Origin of the sequence: Streptomyces sp. NPDC004539, from assembly GCF_040610055.1 — a bacterium.
Taxonomy (GTDB): Bacteria; Actinomycetota; Actinomycetes; order Streptomycetales; family Streptomycetaceae; genus Streptomyces.
Window position 1 is genome coordinate 118,691 of the sequence record NZ_JBEXLS010000007.1, and the last position, 22,357, is coordinate 141,047.

The following is a 22,357-nucleotide window of genomic DNA, read 5'->3' on the forward strand; positions in this document are numbered from 1 at the left end:
GGATGCGATGACGGAGAGGACATCGCGGCGTACCGGTGCGTCGCGGGGAGGCCGCTGGATCGTCTCCCGCAGACAGCGCCCGGACGCCGCAGCCGACCTGTTCTGCTTCACCCATGCCGGCGGATCGCCCGGCGAGTACCTTCGCTTTGAGGAGGAACTGCCGGAGATCCAGGTGTCCGGCATCCAGTTGCCCGGCCGGGCATCCAGGCTGCGCGAGCCGCCGCTGACCTCCATGGCCTCGGTGGTCGACGCGGTCTCGGAGGCGCTGCGCCCCGAGCGGCCGTTCGCGTTCTTCGGGCACAGCCTCGGCGGCCTGGTGGCCTTCGAGGTGGCCCGCGCACTCCGCGACGCGGGCCGGGAGGTGCCACGGCGGCTGTTCTTGTCATCCAGCCCCCCGCCGCCTCTCGACCACGGCGGGCAACCTGTCCACACCCTGGGCGACGACCTGCTGCTCGCCGAGATCGAGCAGCGCTGGGGCGAGCTGCCGGCAGAGATCCGTGCCGACCCCAGGCTGCTGCGGATGGCCCTCGACGTCTTCCGCGCCGATATCACGATCTACGAAACCTACCGGTACTGGCCCGGGCCGCTGCTGGACATCCCTGTCACGGTGTTCGTCGGCGATCTGGAACGCGACAGACTGCGGGTGACCGAGTGGCGGGCCCGTACCAGCCGCGCCTTCGAGGTCTTCTGCCTGACCGGGGGCCACTTCCCCTTCCGCGACGCGGAGCAGCGGCGCCTGATGCTTGAGCAGATCCGGCATGCCATGGCGGCGCCGGAGCCCGGCCCGAGCCCGAGGAACACAGAGGGCGGCTGCCACGACGGCGTCGCCATCTGGGGCCGGATGGGTGGCCACCGCCTCCTCGCCTTGGCCGCGGAAAGCGCCGAGGGCCTCGAAGAGGCGGTGCGCCGCAGCCGGGCGGGGGCGACCGGCCCGGTGGGGGCGACTGCCTCGGACGCCGCGCCGTCCGCCGACGACGTGCCCTTGCCGTACCGCCGCTTCGTCCTCGACGGCGACCTGGGTACGCCGGTGGACGCCTCGGCCGAGCCGGCGGTCCCCGTGTCCCGGAACACCGTGCGGCGGCCTCGGATCGCGCTCCTCCTCCCCGGCCAGGGATCGCAGTACGCTCGCATGGGATTCGCCCTGTGCCAGGAACTCCCCAGCTTTGCCGAGGAGTTCGAGCACGGCCTGGATCTGCTGCGGGAGGTCGCCGGACCGGACCTGCGCACGGTGCTGGCCGGCACCGGCAGGGACGACGTGGAAGCACTCCGGCAGACCGTCGTCGCCCAGCCCGCCATCTTCCTGCTGGAGTACGCGCTGGCGAGGACCTGGCAGAAGCTGGGTGTGGAACCCGTGGCGATGATCGGGCACAGCCTGGGTGAGTATGTCGCCGCGACGCTCGCCGGGGTCATGACCCTGCCCGACGCGCTGGAGTTCGTCTCCCTGAGGGCCCGGCTGATGCAGCGGGCCCCGACCGGAGCGCTGCTCGCCGTGCCACTGGCGGAGGCAGAGCTGGCGCCGTATCTGGAGCTGGGCGCGGACCTGGCCGCCGTCAACGCCCCTTCGTCCTGCGTGCTGGCCGCAACCGAGCAGGACATCGTGCGGATCGAGGCCCGGCTCGCCGCGGCCGGGACGCCGGGCCGACGGCTGCACGTCTCGCACGCCTTCCACAGCAGGCACATGGAGGGTTGCGTCGAGCAACTCCGCGAGGCCGCCGCGCGACTCACCCTGCGACCGCCCACGAAGGAGTTCGTCTCCTGCATCACCGGCCGGTGGATCACCGCCCAGGAGGCGACGGACCCCGACTACTGGGCCCGGCACATGAGGCGGACCGTGCGCTTCTCCGACGCGGTCGGCACGGTGCTCGCCTCCCCACCGGACGTGCTGCTGGAATGCGGGCCCGGCCGGTCGCTGACCAGCCTCCTCAAGCGCCGTCCCGACCTCCCCGCGAACCTGCTGGCGGTGTCCTCGCTGCCGCATCCCGGCGGCCGGATCTCCGAGCCGGCCGGTCTGTTGTCCACGCTCGGGAAGCTGTGGGAGGCCGGTGCGCCCCTCGACCTGGCGGCCCTCGCCGGCCCGACGCCACGCCCGGTGTCCGGGCACCACGCCGGTCCCGGTCCGCTGGCCGCGTCGCCCTGCCCGCCGTTCCCATCGCCCAGTGCAAGGAGTGAGCACCGTGCCGAGACCCACGACACCACCCGTTCCAGGCGATGAACTTGCCGGAGTCTGGCGGCTCGTGTCCTACCACGACCTGGACGAGCACGGCGCCCGCCGTACGGGCCCGCTCGGGCTCGCACCGGACGGGCTGCTCTTCTACGCACCGGACGGTCACCTGTCGGTCACCATGATGCGCACCGGCGCCGCGCGGCCGGGCGACCAGACCTTCAACAGCTACGCCGGGACCTGGCGGCGAGAGGGAGACCGCGTCATCCACGCGATTCGCCTCGCCCCCGATCCCGCCTGGGTCGGCACGGAGCAGATTCGGGAGCTGGTCCTGGAAGGGGACCGGCTCCGGCTCTACGGCACCGCCCTGATCGGCCCGCCACGCCGCCGCGTCCTGGAATGGCACCGGACCGGGCGGGGCGCGGTGGACTGACGCCGCCGCTGTGCGACCGCCGTGGAGAGAGGCTCCGGCGGTGATCCACAGACGGGCAGGTGCCGACTGCACCTCCGGAAGAACCTTGAACCCATCCACGCGGTACGCGATCGGCGACACCACGCCGGTGGAGACCGCCTGCCCCGGAGACCGGAGCGACAACCATGGCCGAACCCACCGATGGGCCGCTCGAACCGGATACGCCGAGACGCGCAGGTCCGGTTCCGAGGGCGGACCGGCCTGACGGCATGAGCAAGCCCCTGGTCGCGCCCCGCGGCTTTGCCACCGCCGGGGAGACGGATGCGCTGACCGCGGCCGTTCGAGGACCGGTCCTGCTGCCCGGCGGCGAGGGCTATGACGCCGAGAGCGCGGGTTTCCAGGCCGCCTACCGGCACCGTCCCGCCGTCGCGGTGGGGGCCACGACCGCGGACGACGTGTGTACCGCGGTGCGCTTCGCGGCCGAGCGGCGGTGGCCCATCGCGGTCCAGAGCACCGGCCACGGCATCTCCACGCCACTGAGGGGGGAGGGCGTCCTGATCACCACCCGGCGGATGAACCGTGTCGAGGTCGACGCCCGAGCCCGCACGGCACGTGTCGAGGCGGGCGCCCGGTGGAAGGACGTGCTCCGGGAGGCGGCCCGGCACCGGCTGGCCCCGCTCAACGGTTCGGCGCCGGGCGTCGGTGTGGTGGGCTACCTGCTGGGCGGTGGAACCCCCTTGCTCGGACGGGAGTTCGGCTACGCGTGCGATCACGTACGCGGCATCGACATCGTCACTGCCGACGGGACGCACCGGCACGTCACCGCGGACTCCGATGCGGAGCTCTTCTGGGCGCTGCGTGGCGGCGGCGCCAACTTCGGTGTCGTCACAGCCGTCGAGACGGAGCTTGTGCCGGTCGCCGGGCTGTACGGCGGAGGGCTGTTCTTCGACGCGGCGGATGACGCCGTCGACATCCTGCGCGCCTACAGGAACTGGTCGCTCACGGTGCCGGAGCAACTGACCTCGTCCATCGGGCTGATGGCCCACCCGCCCGTGCCCGCCATCCCCGAACCACTGCGCGGGCGGTACGCCGCTCACATCCGGATCGCGTTCAACGGCGATCCGGCGGAGGGAGAACGGCTGATCGCTCCGCTGCGGGCCATCGGGCCGCGTCTCGTCGACACCGTGGCCGACATGCCGTACGCGCAGGTCGGTTCGATCTACGGCGACCCGGAGTTCTCCCATTCCTACTACGGCAACAACATTCTGCTGCGCGAACTGGACTCCTCCGCTCTGCGGACGCTGGTGGACCTGACCGGCCCGGACGCCATTCCGTCGTGTGTCGTGGACCTGCGTCACCTCGGCGGTGCGATGTCGCGCCCTCCGGCCGTGCCGAGCGCTGTGGGCGGCAGGGAGGCGCGATACGTCCTGCGTGTGCTCAGCGGAATCGCCGGCCCGGTCCGGGAGGACCCGTTCGCCGACGCCTGTCCCGTCCATCGGCGACTCATGCGTGCGTTCGCACCGTGGTCGGTCGGGCGCAGCCTCAACTTCGTGTACGGCGACGGCAGGCCGTCCGCACCGGATGATGTGCGGGAGTTCTACGACCCGGAGACATTCGACCGTCTCGTCCGCTTGAAGGCCCGGTACGACGTGCACAACCTGTTCCGGTGCAACCACAATCTCCCGGCCCAGGGGTCGTCATCGCGCCAGAGCCCGTGGCAGCGCGAGAGCTCCTGACCTGTGTATCCCTGTCGCCATGGACCACGGTGAACCAGACGGACATTGCTTAGGCTAGGGCCATGGCCTACGAGATTCCGGTGACGCAAGCCAGGGCTGAACTCGCCGACCTGATCAACCGGGTCGTCTACGGCGGCGAACGCGTCGTCGTGACGCGCCACGGGAAACCCCTGGTCGCGCTGGTCTCCGCGGCCGACCTGGAACGCCTCGAAGCGCTGGACGGACCGGTCGTCCCGGTCGCCGAGGAGGCCGTCATCAGCGCCGTCTCCACGGTCCGAGAGGTCGGCCCAGCCCCTCGCGAACGGCAGCGGTTCGGGATCGCGGCGGAGCATCGGGGGCCGGCGGTGGGGTGATGGGGGAGAGGGTGGGTTGCTTCCCTCCGGAGGGCGAGGTTCGTGGAGCGGTTCGAACCCGCCGGGACGGGGCCGGTGGCGGATGACCGTCGACGCGAGGGCCGTCCGGCGGGGCGAGCGGCGGGATTTCACGGCGGGCGGCCGGGCCGAGGGGGATGTCCCGAGCAGACGGAGTCCCCGAGCGCGTCCTGTCCTGCCGCCGCCCCTGACCGCCCTACGCCCAGTCCCGCCGCCGGGCTCCTGCCGCCATCTCCGCCGCCCTGCCCCGTTGCAGTACGGCTGTCGGCGAGCTGCTGTCGCCCGTTCCCCAGGCCCCGTCAGCGTGCGACCGCCCACGTGTTGCCGTCACCGCTCCGTCTGGTCCTGCCGGGGTGAGGCTGCCCCCTCCCGCCTGGCCTCGCTGGCGTAAGGCTGTTCTCCCGTCTGGTTCTGGCAGGGTGAGGCTGTTGTCCCGCTTGGCCCCGCCGACGTCAGGCTCCCCCCGGCCCACCTCCGTCCACATGCCGTCATCCCCCACCGTCATCGCCCCACCCCTTAGCCCGCCACCCCCGCCCCCGTCCCCCGCCCCTTCAGCGCCGCCCCCAGCAGGACCGCCCCCAAGCCGATCGTGGCCCACCAGGTCAGGGTGAGGGCGGGGGTGAGGGCGGCGGCGCCGTCGAAGAAGGAGACGGAGCGCAGGAGGGTGGCGCCGGCGCCAGGGGGGAGCCACTGGCCGAGGGTGCCGATGGGGGCGGGGAGCATCTGGGGGGCCGAGGAGGCGCCGGAGAAGGGGTTGCCGATCAGCATCATCGTGCCGGCGACCGCCGCCACCCCGGCCCGTCCGACCAGCGCGTTCATGCCGGCCACCGCCGCGCTCACCGCCAGCGTCGCGAGGCCCAGCGCGCCGGCCTCCGCCCAGAAGTCGCCGGCGAGGACGCCCAGCCAGCCGCCCGCGATCCCGGCGGCGACGGCGCCCACCAGCGCGGCCGACCCGATCAGCGCGGCCACCGCACGCCACCCGGCCAGCCCCAGCAGTGACACGACCGCGCCGGCCGCGATCCCGGCCATGGCCAGTGGCAGCACGCTCCCGGCGAGCGCCGCGCCCCGGGGGTCGTTCGCCGGGGCCGCCACCACGTCCACCGTCTTCACGTCACCGCTCTGCGCCACGGCCTGATGCAGGAGCTGCGCCACGAGAGGGCTCGCGGCGGAGGCGGTCAGGAGCGTGGTGCCCTGTGCGGTGACGACCACCGCCCCGTACACGTCCCGGTCCTCGATCGCCGCCCGCGCGGCGGGTTCGTCGGCGTACCGGTGCAGGTCGAACGCGCCCTTGTGAACGTTCAGTCGAGCCTCGACCTGCGTCACCGCCGCGTCCGGACCCGCCACGCCGAGCGGGAGGTCGCGCGGTGCCGTGCGGGCGGCGGGCCAGGCGAAGGCCCACAGCGCGAGGGCGGCGAGGAGGGGGACCAGGAGGAGGGTGGCCAGGAGGCGGCGGGGGAGGGGTGGGGCGGTGGTGGGCCCGGTGCCGGTTTCCATGGAGGCGGGCGCGTCGGTCCCCACCGTCCCCTCGATCACTGGTTCGTCGGTTCGTACGGTCCGCATCGCGGCCCCCTAAAAAGAAGGATCGTTCGTTTTACGTCGACCTCACCGTGCTCCCCTCCCGGGCCGCTTGTCAAGAAGGAACGTTCGTTTTAGATTGGACGGCATGGCCCGTGTATCCCAGGCGCACCTCGACGCCCGCCGCCGCCAGATCCTGGAGGCCGCCGAACGCTGCTTCGCCCGCAACGGCTTCCACGCGACCTCGATGCAGGACGTCCTCAAGGAGGCCGACCTCTCGGCGGGCGCGGTCTACCGCTACTTCAGCGGCAAGGAGGAGCTGATCCACGCGATCGTCGGCGAGGTGATCGGCACGCTCAGCGAGGTGTACGGCGCGGCGGCGGCCGAGACCCCGCCCCCCCTGCCGGACGAACTCGTCCCGAGGGCGCTGCGGAGCATGATGCGGGCGCGGCCGGGCCTGATGGACGGCGGCGAGTGGCTGTTCCCCCGGCTGCTGATCCACGTGTGGACGGAACTCCTGCGCAACGAGGAGCTGGCCGCGCAGGTGCGCGAGGGCTACGAGCGGGTGTGCGCGGCGTGGGGGGACGTGGTCCGGGGCTACAAGGACGCCGGCTTCATGCCCCAGGACGCCGACGCGGACGCGCTGGCCCGGGTGATGATCGCGCTGGCCCAGGGCCTGGTGACGCAGATCGCCGCCCTGGGGGCGACCCCGCAGGACATGGAGAAGGCGCTCACCGACGGCGTCCGGGCCCTGATGAGCATGCGCGACCCCCACTCCTGACGACACGGCGGAGGGTCACAGCTCGGTTAACGTCCCTGAAACGCGTTCCAACTAGCCTCCGATCACGCCACCAGGGCGTTTCCCCGTGGCAGCGGCAGCCGGACCCCGCACGGACCGGCGCGAGGAGGTGAGGTGGGACGTGCAACTGACCCCGCACGAGCAGGAGAGGCTGCTGATCCATGTGGCGGCCGACGTCGCCGAGAAGCGCCGCGCGCGCGGCCTCAGGCTGAACCACCCCGAGGCCGTCGCGCTCATCACCTCGCACATCCTCGAAGGCGCGCGGGACGGCCGTACCGTCGCCGAACTCATGGCGTCCGGGCGGAAGTTGCTCACCAGGGACGACGTCATGGAGGGCATCCCCGAGATGATCCACGACGTACAGGTCGAGGCGACCTTCCCGGACGGCACGAAGCTCGTCACCGTCCACGACCCCATCGTCTGAAGGGCACCGCGATGATCCCCGGAGAGATCCTGTTCGAGGACGGCCCGATCGTGTACAACGCGGGCCGCGAGGTCACCCGGCTGACCGTCCTCAACGCCGCCGACCGCCCCGTGCAGGTCGGCTCCCACTACCACTTCGCCGAGGCCAACCCCGGCCTGGAGTTCGACCGCGCCGCGGCCCACGGCCTGCGGCTCAACGTCGCCGCCGGGACGGCCGTCCGCTTCGAACCGGGGATTCCCGTCGACGTCGAACTCGTCCCGCTGGCCGGCGCCCGGATCGTGCCGGGGCTGCGCGGGGAGACCGGAGGTGCCCTCGATGCCTGAGATCTCGCGCGCCGCGTACGCCGACCTGTTCGGCCCGACGACCGGCGACCGCATCCGCCTCGCGGACACCGACCTGCTGATCGAGATCGAGGAGGACCGCTCCGGCGGACCCGGACTCGCCGGTGACGAGGCCGTGTTCGGCGGCGGCAAGGTCATCCGCGAGTCCATGGGCCAGGCGCGTGCTACGCGCGCAGACGGCACCCCGGACACGGTCATCACGGGTGCGGTGATCGTCGACCACTGGGGGATCGTCAAGGCCGACGTCGGCATCCGCGACGGCCGGATCACCGGGATCGGCAAGGCGGGCAACCCCGACACCATGGACGGCGTCCACCCCGACCTCGTCATCGGCCCCGAGACCGAGATCATCGCCGGGAACGGCCGTATCCTCACGGCGGGCGCGGTCGACGCGCACGTCCACTTCATCTGCCCGCAGATCGCCGACGAGGCGCTGTCGGCCGGCGTCACCACCCTCGTCGGCGGCGGCACCGGACCCGCCGAGGGCTCGAAGGCGACGACCGTCACCCCCGGCCCCTGGCACCTCGCCCGGATGCTGGAGGCGATGGAGCAGTACCCCCTCAACATCGGCTTCCTCGGCAAGGGCAACACCGTCTCGCACGACGCGATGCTCTCCCAGATCCGCGGCGGCGCCCTCGGCCTGAAGCTCCACGAGGACTGGGGCTCCACCCCGGCCGTCATCGACGCGTCCCTGACCGTCGCCGACCAGACCGGCATCCAAGTCGCCATCCACACCGACACGTTGAACGAGGCCGGGTTCGTCGGCGACACCCTCGCCGCGATCGCCGGACGCGGTATCCACGCCTACCACACCGAGGGTGCGGGCGGCGGGCACGCGCCGGACATCATGACCGTCGTCTCCCAGCCGCACGTCCTGCCCAGCTCCACCAATCCGACCCGCCCCTACACCGTCAACACCGCCGAGGAACACCTCGACATGCTGATGGTCTGCCACCACCTCAACCCGGCCGTGCCCGAGGACCTCGCCTTCGCCGAGTCCCGTATCCGGCCCTCCACCATCGGCGCGGAGGACATCCTCCACGACCTCGGCGCCATCTCGATCATCTCCTCCGACGCCCAGGCCATGGGCCGCGTCGGCGAGGTGATCCTGCGGACCTGGCAGACCGCCCACGTCATGAAACGCCGCCGGGGCGCCCTCCCGGGCGACGGCCGCGCCGACAACCACCGCGTACGGCGCTATGTCGCCAAGTACACGATCAACCCGGCGCTCGCGCAGGGCCTCGCCCGCGAGATCGGCTCCGTCGAGACCGGCAAGCTCGCCGACCTCGTCCTGTGGGAGCCCGCGTTCTTCGGGGTGAAGCCCCATCTCGTCGTCAAGGGCGGGCAGATCGCCTACGCGCAGATGGGCGACGCCAACGCGTCCATCCCGACGCCGCAGCCGATCCTGCCGCGTCCCATGTACGGCGCGATCGGGCGGGCCCCGGCCGCGAACTCCTTCAACTTCGTCGCCCCGCTCGCGATCGAGGACGGCCTTCCCGAGCGGCTCCAGCTCGGCAAGCGGTTCGTCGCGATCGAGTCCACGCGCGGGGTCACCAAGGCGGACATGCGGGAGAACGACGCGCGCCCGGACGTCCGGGTCGACCCCGACAGCTTCGCCGTGCACATCGACGGGGAACTGGTCGAGGCGACCCCGGCGGCCGAACTGCCCATGGCCCAGCGGTACTTCCTCTTCTGATGGCCGGGGTCCGAGATGGCCGGCGGTTCGAGAGGGCGAGGGGCCGGGGCGGCAGGGTGCCGAGGCGGCGGGCTTCCGAGAGGACGAGGTACTGAGATGGCGGGCCACTGATGTCCGGGGCGGCACTGCTCGTCCTCGCCGACGGCCGCTTCCCCGCCGGAGGCCACGCGCACTCCGGCGGGGCCGAGGAGGCCGTGCGCACCGGGCGGATCACGGGAGTCCAGGACCTGGAGGCGTTCTGCCGGGGCCGGCTGCATACGACGGGACTCGTCTCGGCGGCACTGGCCTCGGCCGCCGCCGCGGGCGCCGATCCGGTGTGGCTGGACGCCGAGGCGGACGCGCGAACTCCCTCCCCGGCGCTGCGGATCGCCGCCCGCAGGCTGGGGCGGCAGCTGATGCGGGCCGCGCGCGCGACCTGGCCCGGCCCCGAACTCGACGCGCTCGCCCGGGAGTTCCCCAAGGGGGCGCACCAGCCCGTGGTGCTGGGCGTGACGGCCCGCGCCGCGGGACTGGGCGCGCGGGACGCCGCGTACTGCTCGGTGTACGAGAGCGTCAGCGGACCGGCGACGGCCGTGGTGCGCCTGCTGAGCCTCGACCCTTTCCAGGCGACCGGCGTACTGGCCCGGCTGGCACCCGAGATGGACCGCGTCGTGGACACGGCCGTGGCGGCTGGAACGGCGTCGCCACCTCAACTCCCCGCCGCTTCGGCGCCGTTGCTGGAACTGGGGGCGGAGGTACACGCGGGGAGGCGGGGGAGGCTGTTCGCGTCGTGAGCCGCCCGAAGCCGCCTCGGGGAAAGGCGACGGCTGGATGATCGCCCGCGCCTTTCCTCGCCGCCCGCCCCTCGTTCGTCCCGGGTCCACCCCGTCCGCCCCCTCACCCTCCCCCAGGAGTCACCCCATGCACCTCGACCACCCCCACTCCCACGCGGCAGCGCCCAGCGCCGACGCCCACCGCCCCGACGGCACCCGCCGCGCCCTCCGTATCGGCCTCGGCGGCCCCGTAGGCTCCGGCAAGACCGCCACCGTCGCCGCCCTCTGCCGCGAGCTGCGGACGGAGCTGAGTCTCGCCGTCGTCACCAATGACATCTACACCCGCGAGGACGCCGAATTCCTGCTCAGGGAGGCCGTGTTGCCGCCCGAGCGGATCGCGGCCGTGGAGACCGGCGCCTGCCCGCACACCGCGATCCGCGACGACATCTCCGCGAACCTGGAAGCCGTCGAGGACCTGGAGGACACCGTCGGCCCCCTCGACCTCGTCCTCGTCGAGTCCGGCGGCGACAACCTCACCGCGACCTTCTCCAAGGGCCTCGTCGACGCGCAGATCTTCGTCATCGACGTCGCCGGCGGGGACGACATCCCCCGCAAGGGCGGCCCCGGTGTCACGACCGCCGACCTCCTCGTCGTCAACAAGACCGACCTCGCCCCCTATGTCGGCTCCGACCTCGCGAGGATGGCCGCCGACGCGAAGGCCCAGCGTGCCGAACTCCCGGTCGTCTTCCAGTCGTTGCGCAGCGAGGCGGGCGTCGCGGACGTCGCCGCCTGGGTCCGGGCCCAGGTGAGCGCGTGGACGGCGTAACGGCGACAGCCCGGCTGCGGGCGGCCCCCGACGGCCGGGGCGGCACCGCGCTGCCGGTCCTGGAGAGCGACGGCCCGCTCGCCCTGCGCCGTACCCGGGGCGAACACCCCGGCGAGACACGGGTGTTGCTCGTCGGCGCGATGAGCGGCCCCCTCGGCGGCGACCGCTTCCGGATCGAGGCGGCCGTCGAGACCGGCGCCCGGCTCTCCCTCGGCTCCGCCGCCGCGACCATCGCCCTGCCGGGCCAGCACAAGGGCGAGGCCCGCTACGACGTCCGCCTCCGGGTCGCCGCCGACGCCGAACTGCGCTGGCTCCCCGAGCCGTTGATCTCCGCGAACGGCAGCGACCTGTACGTCACGACCCGCGTCGACCTCGACACCGGCGCGCGGCTCGTCCTGCGCGAGGAGCAGATCCTCGGCCGCGCCGGGGAGGAAACCGGGCGGCTCACCAGCCGGTTGACCCTGAGGGTCGGTGAACGTCCCGTCCTGGACCAGGAGTTGTCCTGCGGCCCGGGAGCGCCCGGCGGCTGGGACGGGCCCGCCGTACTCGGCGGTCACCGCGCGGTCGGGCAACTCCTCGTCGTCCGCCCGGAGTTCACGGACAGTCCGGTGCCGGCGCGGGTGCTGGCCGACGGTGCCGCCACCGTCGTACCGCTGAATGGGCCCGCCGCGCTCGTCACGGCGCTCGCGCCCGACGGGCTCGTGCTGCGGCGGGTGCTGGACGGGGTGCTCGCCGAACTGGGGCGGTAGTTCCGGCGAACGGACGTCGTCATCCGCTTATCGGATTGGCAAAGAACGGCGACCGGCTCTGGGCACAGGAAACGCACAACCGACAGGATTCCCGCACGGACATGACAACTTCGTGCTGGGAGACCACTTTTGAGACGCCACAGAACCTTCGTGCTGGGTTCCGCCGGAGCGCTGGTGACGGCGACCCTGATAGCCGGGGCCGTCGCTGCGCCCACCGCGAGCGCGACCACCGGCGGCTCCTCCTACGGGCAGGGCCGTGAGGCCGCCGGAGCCGCGATCGCCGCCGCGCGGGCCGAGAAGGCCGGGATCGACTGGCGGGACTGCCCAGCCGACTGGGGCCTGGAGAAGCCCATCGTGTGCGGCTGGGTGAGCGTGCCGCTCGACTACGCCAAGCCGTACGGCAAGCAGATCAAGCTCGCCGTCGACCGCATCGCCAACACCGGGACCCCCGCCGAGCGGCAGGGCGCCCTGATCTACAACCCCGGCGGCCCCGGCGGCTCCGGGCTGCGCTTCCCGCGCCGCGTCGTCACCAAGGCGCCGGTGTGGGTCAACACCGCCAAGGCGTACGACTTCGTGGGCTTCGACCCGCGCGGCGTCGGCAAGTCCGCGCCGATCTCCTGCGTCGACCCGCAGGAGTTCGTGAAGGCGCCCAAGATGGACCCGGTACCCGACTCCGAGGCCGACAAGCGCGCCCAGCGCAAGCTGGCCCGCGAGTACGCGGAAGGGTGCGCCGAGCGCAGCGGCGCGATGCTGCCGTACATGACGACCCCGAACACCGCGCGCGACCTCGACGTCATCCGGGCGGCGCTCGGCGAGAAGAAGCTCAACTTCCTCGGCGCGTCCTACGGCACCTACCTCGGCGCCGTCTACAGCACCCTGTTCCCGACCCACGTGCGCCGCATGGTCTTCGACAGCGTCGTCGACCCGTCGCGGGAGAAGATCTGGTACCAGGCCAACCTGGACCAGGACGTCGCCTTCGAGGGCCGCTGGAAGGACTGGCAGGACTGGGTCGCCGCCAACGACGCCGCGTTCCACCTCGGGACCACGCGTGCCCAGGTCCAGGCGCAGTGGCTGAAGCTGCGGGCCGCCGCGAAGAAGGCGCCCCTCGGCGGGGTCGTCGGACCGGCCGAGCTGATCGGCTTCTTCCAGAGCGCGCCGTACTACGACTCCTCGTGGGTCCCCACCGCGACGGTCCTCAGCCAGTACGCCGCCGGGAACGTCCAGGCCGTCATCGACGCCGCCGCGCCCGACCTCTCCGACACGGCCGGAAACGCCACCGCCGAGAACGGGAACGCGGTCTACACGGCCGTCGAGTGCGCGGACGCCAAGTGGCCGACGTCGTGGAAGAAGTGGGACCGGGACAACACCCGCCTCCACAAGGACCACCCGTTCATGACGTGGGCCAACGCCTGGCTGAACCTGCCGTGCGCGACCTGGCCGGCCAAGCAGCAGACGCCGGTCGAGGTTCGGACGAACCGGGGCCTGCCGCAGACGCTCATCGTCCAGTCCGAGCGTGACGCCGCCACCCCGTACTCCGGCGCCGTCTCCCTCCACCACCGCCTCAAGGGCTCCCGCCTCATCACCGAGAAGAACGCGGGCTCCCACGGTGTGACCGCCCTCGTCAACCCGTGCGTCAACCAGCGGGTCGACGCGTACCTCCTGAGCGGGACGCTGGACGCGGCCGACGTGGTGTGCGGGCCGCACGCGACGCCGAAGCCGTAAGGAACCACGGGACGGCCTCCGCCGGGGCCGTCCCCTCTGTTCCGCACCTCAACTCAGCGGCATCCGAGGGAACTTCTGCGCCTGCGCTGTTGTCTGGGCCTTCGCGACCGCCGCGTACTGGTCGACGTACTCCTGCCCCGACAGCATCAGGATCGCGTACATGATCTCGTCGGTGATGGCCCGCAGGATCGCCTTCTCGTGCTCCATCCCCGCGTACCGCGAGAAATCGAGCGGCTTCCCGAACCGGATCGTCACCGGGTGCAGGCTCGGGAACCGCTGCCCCGGCGGCTGCGCCTCGAACGTCCCGATCATCGCGCACGGCACGACGGGCACCCCGGCGGTCAGCGCCATCACGGCGACCCCGACCTTGCCCTTGTACAGCTTCCCGTCGTGCGACCGGGTCCCCTCCGGGTAGATCCCGAGCAACTCTCCCTTGCTCAGCACCCCGAGCCCCTCCCGGATGGCCGCCTGCCCGGCCTCCTTCCCGGATCGGTCCACCGGAATCTGCCCCGCGCTCCGGAAGAACGCGGCCGTCAGCCGCCCCCGCACCCCGGGCCCCGTGAAGTACTCGGCCTTGGCGAGAAAGGTGATCCGCCGCTTGATCACGGCCGGCATCAGAAAATGATCGGAGAACGACAGATGATTCCCCGCGACGATCGCCGCCCCGTCCTCCGGCACATTCTCCAGCCCCTCGATCCGCGGCCGGAACAACACCCTCAACAACGGGCCCAGCAACACATGCTTCAACAACTGATAGAACAAGGCCCGCTCCTCGCTCCGACGTTCCGGCAGGTCAGCCGGGACATGAAGTGGAGCCAGTGTAGGCGGGCCCGCAACACACGGGAACGGACCCGGCGGGAGCGCATCCCGTACGCCCCGCGACGGGTCCGGCGTCACTCGTCGCTGGGTGCGGGCCACTCGTCGTCGTCCGGCGCCGGACTGGGGCCGGGTGGGGTGCTTCCCAAGGAAGGCTCCTTACGCTCCGTAGGGTCACTCACCAAAGATTTTGGCGTGCCGGGAGCCCGTCGGCAATCAGCTCGACACGCTCTCCCGGTCTGTCGCTCGCTTTTCCAGTCCGTCGCCGTCATTGCCGACCGACAGCAGTCTGGCAGCGGCACTCCGAGCATGCCTGCACAAGGCTTGTCGAGCCGCGGTGCTCCCCGTCCTCAGACTCCTCCGGATCATCGGACACCTGGGTTCCCCCTGTTCGCCGGACCTGTCACCGCAGATCCAAGCGTAGAGGGAACCCGGCCCGCGATCAGCCCAGCACGTTCCCCAACACCCCGATCGCCGAGCGGAGTTCCTCCTCCGTGATGCACAGGGGTGGGGCGATGCGGATGGTGGAGCCGTGGGTGTCCTTGACCAGGACGCCCTCTCGCATGAGGCGTTCGCTGATGTCGCGGCCGGTGCCGAGGGACGGGTTCACGTCGACGCCGGCCCAGAGGCCGCGGGAGCGGAAGGAGACGACGCCGTGGCCCAGCAGGCCGGTGAGGCCGTTGTGCAGGACGACCCCCAACTCCCTGGCCCGGCGCTGGAATTCGCCCGTCTCCAGGAGGTCGACGACGGCCGTGCCGACCGCTGCCGCGAGGGGGTTGCCGCCGAAGGTGGAGCCGTGTTCGCCGGGGTGGAGGACACCGAGGAGCTCGCGGCGGCCGACGACCGCCGAGACGGGGACGATGCCGCCGCCGAGGGCCTTGCCGAGGAGCACCGCGTCCGGGACGACCCCTTCGTGCTGGACGGCGAGGGTGTGACCGGTGCGGCCGAGCCCGGACTGGATCTCGTCGGCGATGAAGAGGCAGCCGGTGCGGTGGGTCAACTCCCGTACGCCGGAGAGGTATCCGTCGTCCGGGACGAGGACGCCCGCCTCGCCCTGGATCGGCTCGATCAGGACCGCCGCCGTCGTCTCGTCGATCGCCGCCTCCAGCGCGGCGAGGTCGTTGTACGGGACGATCCGGAAACCGGGGGTGAAGGGACCGAAGCCGGCGCGGGCCGTCTCGTCCGTGGAGAAGCTGACGATCGTCGTCGTGCGGCCGTGGAAGTTGTCGGCGGCGACGACGATCGTCGCCTGCCCGTCGGGGACGCCCTTCACGTCGTACGCCCACTTGCGGGCGAGCTTGATGCCGCTCTCCACGGCCTCCGCGCCCGTGTTCATCGGGAGCATCATGTCGTAGCCGGTCAGCTTCACCAGGCGTTCGGCGAACTCGGCGAGACGGTCGTTGTGGAAGGCGCGGGAGGTGAGGGTGAGGCGGTCCAGCTGGCGGTGCGCCGCCTCGATCAGCGCCGGGTGGCGGTGGCCGAAGTTGAGGGCCGAGTACCCGGCGAGCAGGTCCAGGTAGCGGCGGCCGTCGACGTCCTCGACCCAGGCGCCCTCCGCGCGGGCCACCACGACCGGCAGCGGATGGTAGTTGTGGGCGAGGACCGGCTCCTCGGCGCGGATCAGCTCGGCAGAGGTACGCGGTTCGGACACCATCGTCATCAGCGGATCTCCTGGGTGCAGCACTTGATGCCCCCGCCGGCCTTGTGGAACTCCGAGAGGTCGACGGGGACGGGGACGTAGCCGTGGTCGGCGAGCCGCGCGGCCAGCGCCTCGGCGCGCGGGGCGATGAAGACGTGCCGGCCGTCGGAGACGGAGTTCAGGCCGAACGCCAGCGCGTCGTCCCGGGTCGCGAGGACCGCGTCCGGGTACAGCCCGGCCAGCACCTCACGGCTGCCCGGGGAGAACGCCTCCGGGAAGTAGCAGATGTTGTCGTCGTCCAGCACGAACAGCGCCGTGTCCAGGTGGTAGAAGTACGGGTCGGTCAGCGTCAGCGCGATCACCGGCCGGCCGAAGAACTCCTGCGCCTCGCGGTGCGCCTCCCGCGTCGTGCGGAAACCCGTGCCGGCGAGGAGGTAGCGGCCGGTCCAGACGAGGTCGCCCTCGCCCTCGACGACGTGCTCCGGACGGCGCACGTCGTACCCGGCGGTCTTGAACCAGGTGTCGTAGTGGACGGACTCGGGGCGCCGCTCGGGCGCGTGGAAGAGGGCGCCGAGGACCCGGCCGTCCACGACGACCGCCGAGTTCGCGGCGAAGACCATGTCCGGCAGGCCGGGGGCGGGCTCGACGGTGTCCACGGTGTGGCCGTGGGTCCGGTAGGCGCGGATCAGCGACTGCCACTGCTCCTGCGCGAGATCGACGTCGACGGGGGTGTCGGGATGCATCCAGGGGTTGATCGCGTACTGCACGGCGAAGTGCCTGGGTTCGCAGACCAGGAAGCGCCGGGAGCGCGCCACACGGGAGTCGTACACAGAGGTGTTCCTCCGCTTTTCCAGCGAAATCTACGAGACGTGATCAACGGTAGGAACTCGCCGGGGCGCAGGACAAGGAAGCTGCGCTGCGTGTCGACGCAGGAATGCTGCGTGTTCAAGCGCCTTCACGCACGTCTGGTGCGGGTCCGCTGGCCCCCGCCTCCGGTGCCTCCGGCAGCAGATGGGACAGCACCATCACGCTGATCGTCTTCCGGATGAACGGCTCCGTCCTGATCCGCTCCAGCACCTCCTCGAAGTGCTCCACGTCCCGCGCCCGCACGTGCAGCAGCGCGTCCGCCCCGCCCGTCACCGTCATCGCCGCCGTGATCTCCGGATGGTTGCGCACCACCTCCGCGAGCCGCCTCGGGGGCGCGGCGCCCTCGCAGTACACCTCCACGTACGCCTCCGTGCGCCAGCCCAGCGCGGCCGGCTTCACCGTCGCCGTGAACCCCGTGATCACCCCGGTCTCCCGCAGCCGGTCCACCCGCCGCTTCACCGCCGTCGACGACAGCCCCACCGCCGTCCCGATCTCGGCGAAACTGGACCGCGCGTTCGCCATCAACGCCGTCACGATCTTCCGGTCCAGCTCGTCGAAGGGGGCCGCGCCAGAGTTCATGCGGGCACTGTATCCAGCGGATACGCAGACCCCCGGTACGTGTGCACAAGCCGCGTTCCCCCCTACACTCCCCATTCATGCTGCGCGCCCTCGCCGTCGACGACGAACGCCCCTCCCTGGAGGAGCTGCTCTATCTGCTGAACGCCGATCCGCGGATAGGGAGTGTCGAGGGTGCCGGGGACGCGACCGAGGCGTTGCGGCGGATCAACCGGGCGCTGGAGTCGGGACCGGGCGGGCCCGAGGCGATCGACGTGGTGTTCCTCGACATCCAGATGCCGGGGCTGGACGGGCTCGACCTCGCCCGGCTCCTGACCGGCTTCGCCCGCCCCCCGCTGATCGTGTTCGTCACCGCCCACGAGGACTTCGCCGTCCAGGCGTTCGACCTCAAGGCCGTCGACTACGTCCTCAAGCCGGTCCGCAAGGAGCGCCTCGGCGAGGCCGTCCGCCGCGCCGCCGAACTGCGCGGCGCCGCCCCGCACATCCCCGTCCACGAACCCGACCCCGACCACCTCCCCGTCGAGCTCGGCGGCGTCACCCGCTTCGTCTCCGTCGACGACATCACCCACGTCGAGGCCCAGGGCGACTACGCCCGCCTGCACACCGGCCAGGGCAGCCACCTCGTCCGCATCCCCCTGTCCACCCTGGAGGAGCGCTGGCGCGCCCGCGGCTTCGTCCGTATCCACCGCCGCCACCTCGTCGCCCTGCGCCACATACGCGAACTGCGCCTGGACGCCGGTACGGTGAGCGTCCTCGTCGGGGCCGAGGAGCTCCAGGTCAGCCGGCGCCACGCGCGTGAACTGCGGGACCTGCTGATGAGGAGAACGTGAAAACGCCCTACCGCCCGCCGCCGACGAGGAGACTCTGACAGGTGCCCCACCAGGACCCCGCCGAGCGCCGCGTCACCGTCACCGGCCCGCCCCGCCGCACCAGGCGCCCCTCCGGCGCCTACCGCCCGCGCACCGAGATCGACGAACAGACCACCCTCGGCCACACCTACGTCCGCTCCCTCATGCGCAGCCAGCTGCGGGCCGCGCTCACTGTCGCCGCCGTCCTCGCGCTCCTCGTCGGCCCGCTCCCCCTCCTCTTCGCCTCCCTGCCCGGCGCCCGCCGCATGACCTGGCTGATCCTCGGGTTCGGGCTGTACGTCCCGCTGGTCCTGCTGGCCGCCTGGTACGTCCGCCGCGCCGAACGCAACGAGAGGGACTTCGTACGCCTGGTCGAGGACAAATGAACGCCGGAGAGCGATGAACCCCTCGTACGCGATCCCGGCCGTCGCGCTCGTCGTCGTCGCGACCGTCCTCGTCGGCGCGTTCGGGCTGCGGATATCGCGGACGACGTCCGACTTCTACGTCGCCTCCCGGACCGTCGGCCCGCGCCTGAACGCCGCCGCGATCAGCGGGGAGTACCTGTCCGCCGCGTCGTTCCTCGGGATTGCCGGGCTCGTCCTCGTCCAGGGCCCCGACATGCTCTGGTACCCGGTCGGCTACACCGCCGGATACCTGGTCCTCCTGCTCTTCGTCGCCGCCCCGCTGCGCCGCTCCGGCGCCTACACGCTGCCCGACTTCGCGGAGGCGCGGCTCGCGTCGCGGACGGTGCGGCGGCTCGCGGGGACGTTCGTCGTCGGCGTCGGCTGGCTGTACCTGCTGCCCCAGCTCCAGGGCGCCGGGCTGACGCTGACGGTCCTCACGGGGGCGCCCGGCTGGCTCGGCGGGGTCATCGTCGCCGTCGTCGTCACCGCGACCGTCGCGGCGGGCGGCATGCGCAGCATCACGTTCGTACAGGCGTTCCAGTACTGGCTGAAACTGACCGCGCTCCTCGTCCCCGCGCTCTTCCTGGCGCTGGCCTGGCACGGTGACGGGGGGCCGAAACGCGCCTTCGACGAGCCGGCGACCTTCCGTGAGCAGCGGTCCGTCCGCATCGACGCGACCCTCGATCTGAACCTCGCGAGCCCGCTGACCGTGAAGGTGACCGGAAGGGTGGACGGCCGCCGGTACACCGGCACGGAGGTGAGCCTGCCGATGGGCACCCACCGCGTGGAGCGCGGCACGAGGCTGGTCTTCCCGCAGGGCGCGGACGTCCCCACCGCCGACCGCGGCAGCAACGGCGGCATGTCGACGTCGCTCGCGGCGGGCCGCGAGGAACGCCCCCTGTACGCCACGTACGGCCTGATCCTCGCGACCTTCCTCGGCACCATGGGCCTCCCGCACGTCGTCGTCCGCTTCTACACCAGCCCGCACGGCGTCGCGGCCCGGCGGACGACGGTGACGGTGCTGGCGCTCATCGGCGCGTTCTACCTCCTGCCCCCGCTGTACGGCGCCCTCGGCCGCCTCTACGCCCCCGAACTCGCCCTCACCGGCGACGCCGACGCGGCGGTCCTCCTGCTGCCGGACCGGGTGATCGGCGGGCTCGGCGGCGACCTCCTCGGCGCGCTCGTCGCGGGCGGCGCCTTCGCCGCGTTCCTCTCGACCGCCTCCGGCCTCACGATGGCGGTCGCGGGAGTCCTCACCCAGGACGTCCTCCCGGCCCGGGGAGTACGGCACTTCCGCCTCGGTACGGCGCTGGCGATGGCGGCGCCCCTCGCGGCGAGCCTCCTCGTGGGCGGCCTCCCCGTCGCGGACGCGGTCGGCCTCGCCTTCGCTGTCTCCGCGTCCTCCTTCTGCCCCCTGCTGGTCCTGGGCATCTGGTGGCGCCGCCTCACCCCGCCCGGCGCGGCGGCGGGCATGCTGGCGGGCGGCGGCGCGGCGTTCGTCGCCGTGGCGACCACGATGGCGGGCCTCCCGGTGACCGGCACCCTCCACGCCCTGCTGGCCTGGCCCGCCCTCTGGTCCGTCCCCCTCGGCTTCCTCACGATGATCCTGGTCTCCCTCGCCACCCCCGGCCGGGTCCCCCCGGGCACCGCCGCCATCCTCGCCCGCTTCCACCTGCCGGAGGCCCTGGCGGAGGGCCGGGGGCCGGGGGCGGCTGTTTCCTACGGGGTGGGGGAGGAGCCGGTGAGGGGCGGGGCGGGGCGCGCGCCGGAAGAACCGGAGCCGAGCACCGAGCCGGGCGGGACCGCGTCGGGCGCCGGGGCGGACACGGCTGCCGGGCGGGCGCAGGACCGGGTGTCTTCACGTGAGGGGCCGCACGCCGAGGGCGTACTGCCGCTGAGCGGGGCGGGGGCGGGCACCGCAGAGGGGTCGGCGCCGGGTGCCGGGCCGGCGGGGAAGACACCGGGCGTCGCGCGGGCACAGGACCGGATGCCTCCCCGGCCGACTCCGCTTGCCGACGGGCCGGCGTCGTGCGAGCCCGTGCCGCGTGGTGACGCGTACGGTTCGGGCGCCGCCCGCGTCCATGACCGGGTGCCCCCGCAGCCGGCGTCCCCCGAAGGCGGGCCGGTGCCGGATGCCTCGGCCGGACCGGGTCCGGGAGGGGCGGAGTTCGCCGCCCCGGCTCGCCATGACCGCGTCCCGTCGCAGAGCACCCCTCCACCCCATGACGACGCCCAGACCCGCACCCCCCTCCTCCCGGAGTCCGCCCCCCACCCCCCGGAGCCCGGCCCATGAGCGGTTTCCTCGCCGGACTGCTGGTCGCGGCGCTTCCCCTGCTCGCCGCGGGCTTCTGGCTGGGGCGGCGCACGGCCCGGCCCGAGGTGCTCGGGGGCCTGGGGACACCGGTGGAGCACGCGACGTTCCAGACGCTGCACACGGCTTCGCTGGCCGCGCCGGCGCTGCGGGCGGGGCTCACCGAGGACTCCGCGCGGAAGTCGGCGCGGCGGCTGAGGTCACTGCTGGGGACGGACGCGCTGTGCCTGACGGACGAGAAGCGGGTCCTGGCGTGGGACGGGGTGGGGGCGCATCACCGGGCGGAGATCATGGAGCGGCTCTCCGGGGCGCTCGAGACAGGCCGGGGGGAGGCGTTCCGGCTGACCTGCGAGGTCCCGGAGTGCCCCGTCGGCTGGGCGGTGGTCGCCCCGCTGACCGTGGACGAGCGGGTGCACGGCGCGCTCGTCACGTGCGCACCGCGGGAGTCCGCCGTCCTCGTCCGCGCCGCCGCCGAGGTCGCCCGCTGGGTCTCCGTACAGCTCGAACTCGCCGATCTCGACGACTCCCGCACCCGGCTGATCGAGGCGGAGATCAAGGCGCTGCGCGCGCAGATCTCCCCGCACTTCATCTTCAACTCGCTCGCGGTGATCGCCTCGTTCGTCCGGACGGACCCCGAGCGGGCGCGTGAACTGCTCCTGGAGTTCGCGGACTTCACCCGCTACTCGTTCCGCAGGAAGGGCGACTTCACGACCCTCGCGGACGAACTCCACGCCATCGACCACTACCTGGCCCTCGTCCGCGCCCGCTTCGGCGACCGGCTCGCCGTCACCCTCCAGATCGCCCCCGAGGTCCTCCCGGTCACCCTGCCGTTCCTGTGCCTGCAACCGCTCGTGGAGAACGCGGTCAAGCACGGACTGGAGGGCAAGGCCGACAAGTGCCACATAAAGATCACCGCGCAGGACACCGGCGCCGAGGCCACCGTCGTCATCGAGGACGACGGCGCCGGCATGGACCCGGAGCTGCTGCGCCGCATCCTCGCGGGCGCCGTCAGCCCCTCGGGCGGCATCGGCCTCTCCAACGTCGACGACCGGCTCCGCCAGGTCTACGGCGACGACTACGGCCTCGTCATCGAGACGGCCCCCGGCGCCGGCATGAAGATCACCGCCCGCCTCCCGAAGTACCAGCCGGGCGTCCACTCGGCCGCCCGGCTGGCACCGCAGTGAACCTCAGGGCTGACGCAGCACGACGAGCGCCAGCGTGATCAGCCCCAGCACCACCCAGCCGAACCACAGCCAGCCGTTGCTGCCGAGCGCGACCGTGTAGGCCGTCACCGCGACGAGTCCGCCGACGGTGACCACCCCCATGGTCTTGGTGGAACTGTCCGTGGAACCGGCCATCGCGACACCCTCCTCAGGGCCGCCCTCCGCTGGG

Annotated in this window: 21 protein-coding genes and 1 pseudogene; 16 read left to right on the forward strand and 6 right to left on the reverse strand. The window is 72.5% G+C overall.

The features are described from left to right. The first annotated feature begins 7 nt into the window (after positions 1–7). The 4 genes from ABZX85_RS16895 (at position 8) to ABZX85_RS16910 (ending at position 4,662) form a co-directional block, all read left to right on the forward strand. A complete protein-coding gene (locus ABZX85_RS16895; RefSeq protein WP_355868284.1) occupies positions 8–2,212 on the forward strand; it encodes an alpha/beta fold hydrolase in 2,205 nt (734 codons plus the stop codon). After that, on the forward strand, positions 2,175–2,594 hold the full coding sequence (locus ABZX85_RS16900; protein WP_355868287.1) for a lipocalin-like domain-containing protein: 420 nt from the start codon (positions 2,175–2,177) through the stop codon (positions 2,592–2,594). Before ABZX85_RS16895 ends, ABZX85_RS16900 begins: the two co-directional genes overlap by 38 nt. A gap of 248 nt (positions 2,595–2,842) precedes the next feature. Then, entirely contained in the window at positions 2,843–4,309 is a 1,467-nt protein-coding gene (locus tag ABZX85_RS16905) for an FAD-binding oxidoreductase (RefSeq protein WP_355868290.1), read from the forward strand. 62 nt (positions 4,310–4,371) lie between these two features. Beyond that, entirely contained in the window at positions 4,372–4,662 is a 291-nt protein-coding gene (locus ABZX85_RS16910; RefSeq protein ID WP_355868293.1) for a type II toxin-antitoxin system Phd/YefM family antitoxin, read from the forward strand. Between the two features lie 534 nt (positions 4,663–5,196). On the opposite strand, the gene ABZX85_RS16915 is transcribed toward ABZX85_RS16910, so the two are convergent. Further along, positions 5,197–6,174 (reverse strand): ABC transporter permease, encoded by a 978-nt coding sequence (locus ABZX85_RS16915; RefSeq protein WP_355868952.1) that lies wholly within the window; start codon positions 6,172–6,174, stop codon positions 5,197–5,199. Between the two features lie 169 nt (positions 6,175–6,343). Between ABZX85_RS16915 and ABZX85_RS16920 the strand changes: the two genes are divergently transcribed. From ABZX85_RS16920 to ABZX85_RS16955, 8 genes are all read left to right on the forward strand, one after another. Then, entirely contained in the window at positions 6,344–6,976 is a 633-nt protein-coding gene (locus ABZX85_RS16920; protein WP_355868296.1) for a TetR/AcrR family transcriptional regulator, read from the forward strand. A gap of 139 nt (positions 6,977–7,115) precedes the next feature. Beyond that, on the forward strand, positions 7,116–7,418 hold the full coding sequence (locus tag ABZX85_RS16925) for an urease subunit gamma (RefSeq protein ID WP_037782101.1): 303 nt from the start codon (positions 7,116–7,118) through the stop codon (positions 7,416–7,418). A gap of 11 nt (positions 7,419–7,429) precedes the next feature. After that, positions 7,430–7,741, forward strand: coding sequence for an urease subunit beta (locus ABZX85_RS16930; protein ID WP_355868299.1), 312 nt, complete (start codon positions 7,430–7,432; stop codon positions 7,739–7,741). Further along, complete coding sequence (locus tag ABZX85_RS16935) at positions 7,734–9,455, forward strand: urease subunit alpha (protein WP_355868302.1); 1,722 nt, start codon at positions 7,734–7,736, stop codon at positions 9,453–9,455. The genes ABZX85_RS16930 and ABZX85_RS16935 overlap by 8 nt, the downstream gene beginning before the upstream one ends. 110 nt (positions 9,456–9,565) lie before the next feature. Next, complete coding sequence (locus ABZX85_RS16940) at positions 9,566–10,228, forward strand: urease accessory UreF family protein (RefSeq protein ID WP_355868305.1); 663 nt, start codon at positions 9,566–9,568, stop codon at positions 10,226–10,228. 127 nt (positions 10,229–10,355) lie between these two features. Next, positions 10,356–11,033 (forward strand): urease accessory protein UreG, encoded by a 678-nt coding sequence (gene ureG / locus ABZX85_RS16945; protein ID WP_355868308.1) that lies wholly within the window; start codon positions 10,356–10,358, stop codon positions 11,031–11,033. Then, a complete protein-coding gene (locus tag ABZX85_RS16950; protein WP_355868311.1) occupies positions 11,021–11,782 on the forward strand; it encodes an urease accessory protein UreD in 762 nt (253 codons plus the stop codon). Before ureG ends, ABZX85_RS16950 begins: the two co-directional genes overlap by 13 nt. A 129-nt stretch (positions 11,783–11,911) precedes the next feature. After that, positions 11,912–13,504: an alpha/beta hydrolase gene (locus ABZX85_RS16955; RefSeq protein WP_355868314.1), complete on the forward strand. Its 1,593-nt coding sequence runs from the start codon at positions 11,912–11,914 to the stop codon at positions 13,502–13,504. Between the two features lie 48 nt (positions 13,505–13,552). Here ABZX85_RS16955 and ABZX85_RS16960 read toward each other — a convergent pair whose 3' ends face one another. From ABZX85_RS16960 to ABZX85_RS16975, 4 genes are all read right to left on the reverse strand, one after another. After that, on the reverse strand, positions 13,553–14,266 hold the full coding sequence (locus tag ABZX85_RS16960; RefSeq protein ID WP_355868317.1) for a lysophospholipid acyltransferase family protein: 714 nt from the start codon (positions 14,264–14,266) through the stop codon (positions 13,553–13,555). Between the two features lie 496 nt (positions 14,267–14,762). After that, positions 14,763–15,980: an ornithine--oxo-acid transaminase gene (gene rocD / locus ABZX85_RS16965; protein ID WP_355868320.1), complete on the reverse strand. Its 1,218-nt coding sequence runs from the start codon at positions 15,978–15,980 to the stop codon at positions 14,763–14,765. Further along, a complete protein-coding gene (gene ddaH / locus ABZX85_RS16970; protein WP_355868323.1) occupies positions 15,980–16,789 on the reverse strand; it encodes a dimethylargininase in 810 nt (269 codons plus the stop codon). The genes rocD and ddaH overlap by 1 nt, the downstream gene beginning before the upstream one ends. 115 nt (positions 16,790–16,904) lie before the next feature. After that, a complete protein-coding gene (locus tag ABZX85_RS16975; RefSeq protein ID WP_355868326.1) occupies positions 16,905–17,405 on the reverse strand; it encodes an Lrp/AsnC family transcriptional regulator in 501 nt (166 codons plus the stop codon). Positions 17,406–17,482: 77 nt separating this feature from the next. Here ABZX85_RS16975 and ABZX85_RS16980 point away from each other — a divergent pair, with 77 nt between their 5' ends. The 4 genes and pseudogenes from ABZX85_RS16980 to ABZX85_RS16995 all read left to right on the forward strand — a co-directional run bounded on the left by ABZX85_RS16980 (position 17,483) and on the right by ABZX85_RS16995 (position 22,149). After that, positions 17,483–18,232 (forward strand): LytTR family transcriptional regulator DNA-binding domain-containing protein, encoded by a 750-nt coding sequence (locus tag ABZX85_RS16980; protein ID WP_355868329.1) that lies wholly within the window; start codon positions 17,483–17,485, stop codon positions 18,230–18,232. A gap of 41 nt (positions 18,233–18,273) precedes the next feature. Further along, complete coding sequence (locus ABZX85_RS16985) at positions 18,274–18,636, forward strand: hypothetical protein (RefSeq protein WP_355868332.1); 363 nt, start codon at positions 18,274–18,276, stop codon at positions 18,634–18,636. A gap of 13 nt (positions 18,637–18,649) precedes the next feature. Then, a pseudogene (locus tag ABZX85_RS16990) lies at positions 18,650–20,341 on the forward strand (cation acetate symporter); the annotation flags it as partial. A gap of 602 nt (positions 20,342–20,943) precedes the next feature. Then, positions 20,944–22,149: a histidine kinase gene (locus ABZX85_RS16995; protein ID WP_355868335.1), complete on the forward strand. Its 1,206-nt coding sequence runs from the start codon at positions 20,944–20,946 to the stop codon at positions 22,147–22,149. A 3-nt stretch (positions 22,150–22,152) separates the two neighbouring features. Here ABZX85_RS16995 and ABZX85_RS17000 read toward each other — a convergent pair whose 3' ends face one another. Continuing rightward, positions 22,153–22,323, reverse strand: a complete 171-nt coding sequence (locus ABZX85_RS17000) for a hypothetical protein (RefSeq protein ID WP_355868338.1) — start codon at positions 22,321–22,323, stop codon at positions 22,153–22,155. Positions 22,324–22,357: the final 34 nt, after the last annotated feature.